Source organism: Candidatus Firestonebacteria bacterium RIFOXYD2_FULL_39_29, assembly GCA_001778375.1.
In the GTDB taxonomy this organism is placed as follows: Bacteria; Oederibacteriota; D2-FULL-39-29; order D2-FULL-39-29; family D2-FULL-39-29; genus D2-FULL-39-29.
The window spans coordinates 1-9,054 of the sequence record MFGV01000008.1 but is presented as its reverse complement, the minus strand read 5'-3'; the positions used below and the strand labels follow the sequence as shown (position 1 = coordinate 9,054).

The 9,054-nt window shown below is 40.9% G+C and carries 9 protein-coding genes; all 9 read left to right on the top strand.

The genetic code is table 11. From position 1 onward, the window contains the following. Positions 1-20: 20 nt before the first annotated feature. The 9 genes from A2536_03120 to A2536_03080 all read left to right on the top strand — a co-directional run bounded on the left by A2536_03120 (position 21) and on the right by A2536_03080 (position 8,971). Positions 21-2,171 carry a hypothetical protein gene (locus A2536_03120; GenBank protein OGF48145.1) on the top strand — a complete coding sequence of 717 codons (2,151 nt, stop codon included), beginning with the start codon at positions 21-23 and terminating at the stop codon, positions 2,169-2,171. 160 nt (positions 2,172-2,331) lie between these two features. Continuing rightward, positions 2,332-3,207 carry a phosphoribosylaminoimidazolesuccinocarboxamide synthase gene (locus A2536_03115; protein ID OGF48144.1) on the top strand — a complete coding sequence of 292 codons (876 nt, stop codon included), beginning with the start codon at positions 2,332-2,334 and terminating at the stop codon, positions 3,205-3,207. Further along, positions 3,204-4,034 (top strand): hypothetical protein, encoded by an 831-nt coding sequence (locus tag A2536_03110; protein OGF48143.1) that lies wholly within the window; start codon positions 3,204-3,206, stop codon positions 4,032-4,034. Before A2536_03115 ends, A2536_03110 begins: the two co-directional genes overlap by 4 nt. Before the next feature lie 112 nt (positions 4,035-4,146). Beyond that, a complete protein-coding gene (locus A2536_03105; GenBank protein ID OGF48146.1) occupies positions 4,147-4,320 on the top strand; it encodes a 4Fe-4S ferredoxin in 174 nt (57 codons plus the stop codon). Beyond that, positions 4,302-5,288, top strand: coding sequence for a tRNA dihydrouridine synthase DusB (locus tag A2536_03100; protein ID OGF48142.1), 987 nt, complete (start codon positions 4,302-4,304; stop codon positions 5,286-5,288). Before A2536_03105 ends, A2536_03100 begins: the two co-directional genes overlap by 19 nt. Next, positions 5,275-6,030, top strand: coding sequence for a 1-(5-phosphoribosyl)-5-amino-4-imidazole-carboxylate carboxylase (locus A2536_03095; protein OGF48141.1), 756 nt, complete (start codon positions 5,275-5,277; stop codon positions 6,028-6,030). The genes A2536_03100 and A2536_03095 overlap by 14 nt, the downstream gene beginning before the upstream one ends. A 204-nt stretch (positions 6,031-6,234) precedes the next feature. Next, entirely contained in the window at positions 6,235-6,951 is a 717-nt protein-coding gene (locus A2536_03090; protein OGF48140.1) for a hypothetical protein, read from the top strand. A 329-nt stretch (positions 6,952-7,280) separates the two neighbouring features. Beyond that, positions 7,281-8,258: an acetyl-CoA carboxylase carboxyltransferase subunit alpha gene (locus A2536_03085; protein OGF48139.1), complete on the top strand. Its 978-nt coding sequence runs from the start codon at positions 7,281-7,283 to the stop codon at positions 8,256-8,258. Between the two features lie 101 nt (positions 8,259-8,359). After that, positions 8,360-8,971: a phosphoribosylglycinamide formyltransferase gene (locus A2536_03080; protein OGF48138.1), complete on the top strand. Its 612-nt coding sequence runs from the start codon at positions 8,360-8,362 to the stop codon at positions 8,969-8,971. Positions 8,972-9,054: the final 83 nt, after the last annotated feature.

Sequence of the window (9,054 nt, the reverse complement as noted above, 5' to 3'; positions counted from 1 at the left end):
CTTCCGGATCTCCCCAGACTTTGGTTTTGGATACCAGATCTTACAACAACTCAGTTTTATGTAAGATAAAAATTACCGGAGTTGACGGGAAAGGAATAACAGGAGAGGATATCTCAAATGCGGTCTTCTCTATTAAAAATGCTGCCAGTGCCCCTGTAGTTTCTGCTCCGGAAGATCTGTCTGTGACCTCAACGACCCCGGTATTTAGCTGGGGAAATGTAAGTGATGATAGTACAGTCAGTTATCGGTTGCTTCTGTCTACTACCGCTGACTTTACGTCGGGAAGTATAATAACATATTCGAGTATAGCGCAGGGAAGCGGCACCACATCATATACTGTATCCTCGTCTCTTGCATATGGGACATGGAATTGGAAAGTACTCGCGACTTTTGACGGAGAAAGTTTTAGTCCGGATTCTTTGGTAAGGGTTATTTACGCGGATAACGCCCCTACGGTAACAGTGACTGCTCCAAACGGAGGGGAGGGATGGAGCGGTACGCAGAATATAACCTGGACATATAATGATCCTGACGGCGGTGCATACGCGTTATCAGCCTTTACCGTAAAACTTTCACAGGACAACGGTGCTACTTACCCTGTAACACTTGCTTCAGGGGCTGCGCCTTCGGGTTCGCCCCAGTCTTTATCCTTGGATACAATGGTCTACGTTAATTCAGGCTTTTGTAAGATTAAGGTTATAGGTGTAGATGGAAAAGGAGTGACAGGAGAAGACCTCTCAAACTCGGTTTTTGCTGTCAATAATGCCAATGAAGCTCCGGTAGTGACACTTACTACTTTTACCGGTGGAGGTAGTTTTTCAAATGCTCAAACTATCTCCTGGACTATGACAGATGTTAATGGACCTGATAGCCATACTTATGATATTAAGCTCTCTTCAGATGGCGGGATTTCTTATTCTACTACAGTCGTTACAGGTTTAACAGGTTTAAGCTATTCATGGGTTACAGGGAATCACGTGAATGGAAATCAATATAGAGTGAAGGTAATCGCTCTGGACAATGGATCCCCTCAGCTTACAGGTGAGTCTTTTTCCGGTTCAAATTTTACTATCAATAATTCTAATCAAGCCCCTAAAGTTTTCTCTTTGCTTACTCCTCTAACAGGGGCGGTCTTAAGCGATGATACTCCGACTCTTGCATGGCAAAACAACGGAGATCCTGACAGCGGTCTGGGAGATACAATTACTCAATTTAAAGTGCATTACTCGGTTAACTCTAATTTTGCCGGTGAAACAGTGATAACCGGAGTAGTAGCTGCGGAAAAATTGCTGTCAAAGTTAACTGATGGAATAACATATTACTGGAAAATTGAAGCACTGGATACTCAGTTGGTTACAAGATTCAGTACGGAGACCTTTAATTTTAAAATTGACAGAAAGAATATTGTTTCACTCGATACAAAAGTTGCTGTAATTTTAAGCTCTACTCTGGCGGATAATACCAGTGTTTCTATCTCTTCGGCGGCAGGAGACTCTATAAATAAGGCAAATGCTTTTGCAGTCGGAGATCCTCTATTAAAAGTCCTTCCCGGAAACAGTTCAGTGTATACTCTCGATGTTCTTGATTCGACAAATACTGCTATTACTGATTCTTTGATTACTGCTCAAATATCATTTACCTATGCTGATGCAAATAGCGACGGAATAGTTGACAGTACTGTTGTTCCGGTAAACAGTTTAAGAATATTTAAACTCAGCAGCGTTTCGAATAAATGGGAGATTGTTATATCGGGGTTTGAACTTGATACTTTAAAAAATAAAGTAAGTGCTGCTATAAGTAGAGCCGGTGTTTATGCTGTGTTGGCGTATGTCGTGCCTGATGGAACTCTTTCAGGTCTTACAAATTATCCTAATCCTTTTTCAGCGGGAAAAGAAAGCACAAAAGTTGTATATGTACTGACCAAGGACTCTGATGTTGAACTTCGTATTTATACTCTTTCCGGGGATATGGTGCTAAAACAAAACTTTACATCCGGAGGAGCGGGAGGAATCGGTCTGGCATACGGTTATACTAATGAATTCGTCTGGGATGGAAAAAATGGCGGAGGAAGTACAGTCGCAAACGGTATGTATATCTGTGAGCTTGTTGCAAGACCTGCGGATGGAACTTCGCAAGTCAGAGAGATTCGACGAATCGGTGTGATAAAATAAATATTTCTGTTTTTTGTCCGCTTTAAATATCAATATTATGCATTTCAATAATGGCGTGTGTTCTGCTTCTGATTTTCTGACCAGTTTTCTTGATATAATACCTTGAAATATGGTATTATACCCTCTATCATAATGAATATTTTCAGTGAAGGAGCCTAAAATGGCGGTAATACTTGAAACAAAATATCCTGACCTTAAATTTATAAAAAAAGGCAAAGTGCGTGATATTTATGAACTTGACGGTAAATTGCTGATTGTTGCTACGGACAGACTATCAGCTTTTGATGTTGTTTTTAGTCAGGGAATTCATGAAAAAGGAAAGGTATTGACTCAAATCTCAAAGTATTGGTTCAATAAAGTCTCCGACATTATCCCAAATCACCTTATTTCTACAGAAGTTTCAGAGTTTCCTGCTTTAACTAAATATTCCAAAGAACTTGAAAACAGAATAATGGTAGTAAAAAATGTTAAACCTGTGATGGTAGAATGTATTGTTAGAGGCTATCTCTCAGGATCAGGATGGACAGAATATCAAAAAAGCGGTTCTATCTGCGGTATAAAACTGCCAGACGGGCTGGTGGAATCAGACAAATTACCGGAGCCTATATTCACCCCGACATCTAAAGCAGAAGTTGGTGTCCATGATGAAAATATAACATTTGAAGATGTTGTAAAAATGATAGGCGAGAAATTGGCAAATGAACTCAGGCAGAAAGCTGTTGCGGTTTATGAAAAGGCGTCGCAAATAGCGGAGAAAAAAGGTTTGATCATTGCAGATACCAAATTTGAATTTGGAATGGATAAAGACAAGCTAATCCTGATAGATGAAATACTCACGCCTGATTCTTCAAGATTCTGGCCGAAGGATCAGTATAAACCGGGTGGTGCGCAGCCAAGCTTTGATAAGCAGTTTGTCCGGGATTATCTTATCGAGAAAAAATGGAATAAGAAACCGCCTGCACCGGACCTTCCTGAGGATATAATCAGGAAAACTTCGGAGAAATACCTGGAAGCTTTAAAAAAAATAACTTCATGACAAGCTTTTTGCTCGTATTATTTTTAACGGGCTATTGTTTTTCGGCTGAGAATATTGCGCCGGCGCCAAAAGTTGAAATATCTTCTACTAATGTTACACACGGTAGTATTCTGGTAATAAAGGTATTTGATAAAACTGCGAAACGCGTGCAGATTAAGAAATCGGTTTTTGCGCTTTATGACGGCAAGGACGGTGTTTCAAAAGGAGTCCTTGTGGGTGTGCCCACTTGGTGGGATATAGGCGGAAAGTATGAGGTGGTTGTAAACGGTGTTGCGACCGGACAATTCGTAGAAGTGGGGGGCCGGGTAGTAAAAAGTGAAAAAATAAGTATAGAAAAAAGCAAATTGGTAACGAGTGAAGAAACAAAGAAACAGGGCGAGATTCTGGTCAAGGCCATAGCTGCATTAACTGAGGAAAGATACTGGTCCGGTAATTTTATTAAGCCTGTTGAAGGCCGGATCTCTACGGAGTACGGCACGGGCAGGACCGTTAACGGTAATGCAGGCGGTGTGCACAGAGGTCTAGATATTGCAGCTGATGAAGGTGTGGAAGTTAAAGCTGCCAATGATGCCGTGGTTGTTCTTTCAAGGAATCATATACTTACGGGAAATACAATTGTACTGAATCACGGGCAGGGTGTAATAAGTGTCTACTACCATATGTCCGCTCTTGTAGCAAAAGAAGGGGCTAAGGTTGAGAAAGGCGAGGTTATCGGAAAAGTAGGCAGTACCGGTGTATCAACGGGTGCGCATCTGCACTGGGGTATCTGGATCTTTGGAGTGGATGTAAATCCTCTTGAACTTATAGAAAAAAACATAGAATTTTAAGTAATCTCAAATAGAATGTAAATTGGTTATAAACACCGGACCATATTATGTATCAGTGGAATCCGGAAGTTTTGTAATCAGTGAAATCTTATTAGAAAGGGAGGAAGTAGAAATGGCTTATATCATCACTGCAGAATGCGTAGCTTGCGGGGCTTGCAAACCGGAATGTCCGGTAGAGGCTATCGCTGAAGGGGATCCTATTTACACTATTGATCCTGAAAAATGCACGGATTGCGGTGCTTGCGCCAATGTTTGTCCGTCGGACGCATGCAAACCAAAAGCGTAAAAATAGGAAATGTAATAACGAAGAATAATATCTTCCTGGCGCCCATGGCCGGTATAACTGATATCCCTTTTCGGGGTATTATTAAAGCTATGGGCGCCGGTCTTTTATATTCTGAAATGATCAGCGCGGAAGGTTTGATAAGAGACGGGAAGAATACTAAGCTGATAGCTGACATTGTGGATAAGGAACGTCCTGTTGTATTACAGATATTCGGGGGCAAACCCTCCTCCCTGGGCAAAGCGGCTTACATGTTATCAAATAAAGCTGATATAATAGACATAAATTGCGGTTGTTCCGTCCGCAAGGTAATGCGGAGTGATTCCGGTGCTGCTCTGCTCAAAGATAGTGTTAAGTTCAAAGAAATAGTTACTACCGTGGTTAAAAATTCATTGGTCCCCGTCACCGTTAAGATAAGAAGCGGTTGGGATAATGCGAATAAAAATGCTCCGGAACTGGCTAAGATTGCGGAAGATTGCGGTGTATCTGCCGTAACTCTTCATCCTCGCACCAGATGTCAGGGTTTTGGCGGCAAGGCAGACTGGAGTCTGATAGGCAAAGTTAAAAAAGCCGTAAATATCCCGGTAATAGGAAGCGGAGATATTCATAATGCTATGGATGCTGTAAGAATGCTTGAGGAAACAGGTTGTGACGCTGTAATGATAGGTCGGGCTTGCCTCGGTAATCCCTGGTTATTCCGTGAGACGATCTCTTATATTAATAGCGGCAAACCTCCTGTTCCTCCGACGGAAGCTGAGCGCCTTGAAATAGCAAGACATCATGGCGACCACATGGCGGAGTATAAAGGTGAAAGAACGGGAATACGAGAGTTCCGAAAACATATTCTCTGGTATTTTAAAGGGATGAAAGGCATCAAGCACCTTCGCCCGTTGGCAAATAAAATGGAAACTCTACAGGATTTTCATGCTATCTTACAACAGATAGATCGAGGTATGTATGCGCGCGTTTGACGTAAATAAAATACTAGAGCAGGTAAGGAGCGGAAAACTCAGTGTGTCCAAAGCCGCCGAAGCTTTTAAACATTTGCCTATCAAAGCCCTTGATTTTGCAAATATAGACACGCATCGCGCTATGCGCTCAGGCTTTCCTGAAGTGGTGTTTTGCCAGGGAAAAACAAGTTTACAGATAGTTGCAATTATGAAAGAGATATTTAAGAATTCCGGTTATTGTCTGGGAACCCGTGCAAATGAAAATGTCTTTAAATCAGTTCGATGTGCATTTGGAAAAAAAGCGGAGTTTAACAAACTTGGAAGGACCATTCTTATAAAGAATCCTTCTAAAGAAATTAAAAAAACAGGTCTTGTGGCTGTTTTAACAGCAGGGACTTCAGATATTCCCGTTGCCGAAGAAGCTGCCGTTACTGCGGAAGCAACCGGAAGTAATGTTGTAAGGATATATGACGTAGGAGTAGCCGGGATACACAGGTTGTTCAGTCATTACGAGAAAATAAGGGAAGCAAAAGTAATTGTTGCTGTCGCGGGAATGGAGGGAGCACTCCCCAGTGTTGTAGGCGGGTTGGTAGATAAACCTGTTATTGCTGTTCCTACAAGCGTCGGCTATGGTGCCAATTTCGGCGGAGTTTCGGCCCTTTTAACGATGTTAAACTCATGTGCTTCCAATGTAGTCACTGTAAACATAGATAACGGTTTCGGTGCAGGTTATACTGCAAGTATTATTAATAGGTTGAAGTAATCTTTACTTCCTTTCCAGTTTAGCTTCACATATTGTGGTGTGTTCTTTGATTTCTACTTCGGATTTTGGGTATAATCTGATATTTATGCCGGGTTTATGGCCATTTACCTGAGGTTTTGAATGGTAAAGGGCTTTACAAAACAGCATATATTTGATAAACTAAGCTTATTAAAGAGTTTCAAACTACCTTTAAGGAGGGATAAGATGAAAAAGATTGTTTGTGCTGTTCTATTGGTAATGGCTATTTCGCCTTTGTTTGCGGAATCCTCAGTCCAAAACACACCTAATATTGATATAGTTGATACTCCCACGAGCAATACATTACTCCGTGGAATGTATAACTTCCATATGAGATTTTATGAAAGCGGCGGGGTTTTAACAAGAGCCTGGGTTGGTTTTGCAAACACTTTTATGATTGGCGCTACATTTAATCTTGATAATGTTATTGGTGTTGGTACTATAACAGGAAGAGAACCCAAAGTACTTGCAAAACTCAGATTAATTGAAGATTCAGCGGCTTTTCCGGCACTTGCGGTAGGTTATGAACCTCAAGCTTTTGGTTTTTATATTGCAGGTAATTCTGCATATTCAGTCAGGCCCATAGGTGCTTATGCTGTTGTTACAAAACAGCTGGGAATCATTAACCTTAATGGCGGTATTAACAATCATAATATTTGGACAAATTTCAATCTAAGTAATGACCTTGGTATTTTTGCCGGTGCGACAGTAATGTTAAACCCTGATTTTGCTGTGCTTCTTGAATATAACGATGCTACTTCTCTGACCACTAACAGTTTGAACCTGGGTTTCAGATACGCCTTTGCGCCGGAGCTGAGAATAGAAGTTGATATTAAAGGCTTGACCGGAGATCCAGTGAATTATGTAAGAAATTTAAGAATAGATTATACGAATTATTTCTAAAAAAAACAGGTGCTAGGTGCTGGTATAGGCGCTAGGTTTGCATTTTGGAGTTTTTATGGCGAATATGCCGCAGAAAACCACGGAGGTAACTCCATGGATGAATGCGGCATGAATAATAAATTGAATTCCATTCGCCGAAACTCCGGACAGCCTGTCCGCCAATCTTTTTTGGAGGATAAGTCCGCAGAGGTTCATATACATTAAATACTACATTAGTGTAAGACGTTATGGACTTTTGGACGGATGGTAAGGTCTGTATAAGCAGAATGTAAAAGTCTAGTAATAAATACAGTGTTTTTAGAGGAGCAAAGCTTGTGAGTGATTTTAGGATGGATTTTGAAAAATCTATTATTGAGCTTGAAAAAAAGATAGATGAGCTTAAAAAATTTACCGAGAGTAAAGAGATAGACTTTTCGGAAGAAATTAAGAAGCTTGAAGACAAAGCTGAACATATGAAAAAAGAGGTCTATGAGAAGCTTTCTCCATGGCAGAGAATGCAGGTTGCGAAGAATCTCAAAAGACCCAGGACTTTGGATTATATTCAGAAAGTTTTTGATGATTTTATTCCTCTTCACGGGGACAGGCTTTTCAGGGATGATCCTGCTGTTGTAGGCGGGTTAGCTTTTTTTGAAGGTACTCCTGTAATGGTGGTTGGCCTTCAGAAAGGTAAAGAAACAAAAGATCATATATATCGAAACTTTGGTATGGCAAATCCTGAAGGCTACAGAAAAGCTTTAAGGATTATTCAGATGGCGGAACGTTTTAACCGGCCTGTAATTACTTTTGTAGATACCCCGGGAGCTTTCCCCGGTATCGGTGCGGAAGAAAGAGGTCAGGCGGAAGCAATTGCCAGAAATCTAAAAGAATTAAGCGGAGCCAGAACTCCTATTATAGTTATAGTACATGGTGAAGGCGGGAGCGGAGGAGCATTAGGTATAGCCATAGGCGATAAAATATTTATGCTGGAAAATGCCGTTTATTCGGTGATTTCTCCTGAAGGTTGTGCCGCCATTCTCTGGAAAGATTCTTCAAGGTCGGCTGATGCCTCCGTGGTTTTAAAGATGACTGCCCAGGATCTGCTTGAACAAGGTGTTATTGATGAAATTATAAAAGAACCTGCGGGCGGCGCGCATAGGGATCACGATCTAATGTCTAAAAATATAAAAGATGTTATCAGAAAGTCCTTAAAAGAGTTAATGAAGCTGAATAAAGATGAACTGGTGGAATTTAGATATAAAAAATTCAGAGCGATGGGTAAGTTTCTTGAGATTTCTGCGGAAAAACAGGACGCTATCGCAGGTTCTTAAGGTTTATAAAGTTTATAAGGTTTGTAAGGTGAAATTTTATAAGATTTCCGGTTGAATCCGAAGTGTTCTATAATCAAAATGAAAAGAAGGATATTGTCTTAATGGCAAAATTAAGGGTAGGGGTTCTGGCTTCAGGCGGCGGCACCAATTTACAATCAATTATTGATGCCTCTGAAAAAGGAGAAATAGAAGCCGAAGTTGTTGTTGTAATCTCTGATAAAAAAGATGCCTTCGCGCTCGAAAGAGCAAGAAAAAACGGAATAAAAGCTGTTTTCGTCGATCCCAAACTTTACTCCTCAAGAGAACTTCACGAAAATGCAATAGTTAAGATCCTGGAAGAAAATAAAGCAGGTCTCGTATGTCTTGCCGGCTACATGCGTTTGCTTACCGACCACCTTATAGGAAAATTTGAAAATAAAATAATAAATATTCACCCTGCACTGCTTCCTTCTTTTTCGGGAACTCACGGTCAAAAAGATGCTTTGGATTACGGCGTAAAAGTAGCAGGCTGTACAGTACATTTTGTAGTTCTCGAAATGGATGCCGGCCCCATTATCGCTCAAGCCGCAGTCCCTGTCCTTGAAGGCGACACGGCAGAAACTCTGTCCAAAAGGATACTGGAACAGGAACACAAGCTGTACCCGAAAGCGATAGATTTGTTTGCAAAAGGAAAGTTGAAGATAAAGGGAAGAAGAGTTAAGATTAATGACTAAGCACTATTGACTAATGCAGACTGTGTCGCAATTATTTCTAGAAACACCGTTCTTTGACAACTGGAACCAAGAAGCGGTTTTTT

Excerpts from the sequence above, each read along its gene's own strand:
- A2536_03085 (OGF48139.1), top strand. The coding sequence starts at position 7,281 with ATGGATTTTGAAAAATCTATTATTGAGCTTGAAAAAAAGATAGATGAG.
- A2536_03105 (OGF48146.1), top strand. The coding sequence starts at position 4,147 with ATGGCTTATATCATCACTGCAGAATGCGTAGCTTGCGGGGCTTGCAAA.
- A2536_03080 (OGF48138.1), top strand. The coding sequence starts at position 8,360 with ATGGCAAAATTAAGGGTAGGGGTTCTGGCTTCAGGCGGCGGCACCAAT.
- A2536_03115 (OGF48144.1), top strand. The coding sequence starts at position 2,332 with ATGGCGGTAATACTTGAAACAAAATATCCTGACCTTAAATTTATAAAA.
- A2536_03100 (OGF48142.1), top strand. The coding sequence starts at position 4,302 with ATGCAAACCAAAAGCGTAAAAATAGGAAATGTAATAACGAAGAATAAT.
- A2536_03095 (OGF48141.1), top strand. The coding sequence starts at position 5,275 with ATGCGCGCGTTTGACGTAAATAAAATACTAGAGCAGGTAAGGAGCGGA.
- A2536_03110 (OGF48143.1), top strand. The coding sequence starts at position 3,204 with ATGACAAGCTTTTTGCTCGTATTATTTTTAACGGGCTATTGTTTTTCG.
- A2536_03090 (OGF48140.1), top strand. The coding sequence starts at position 6,235 with ATGAAAAAGATTGTTTGTGCTGTTCTATTGGTAATGGCTATTTCGCCT.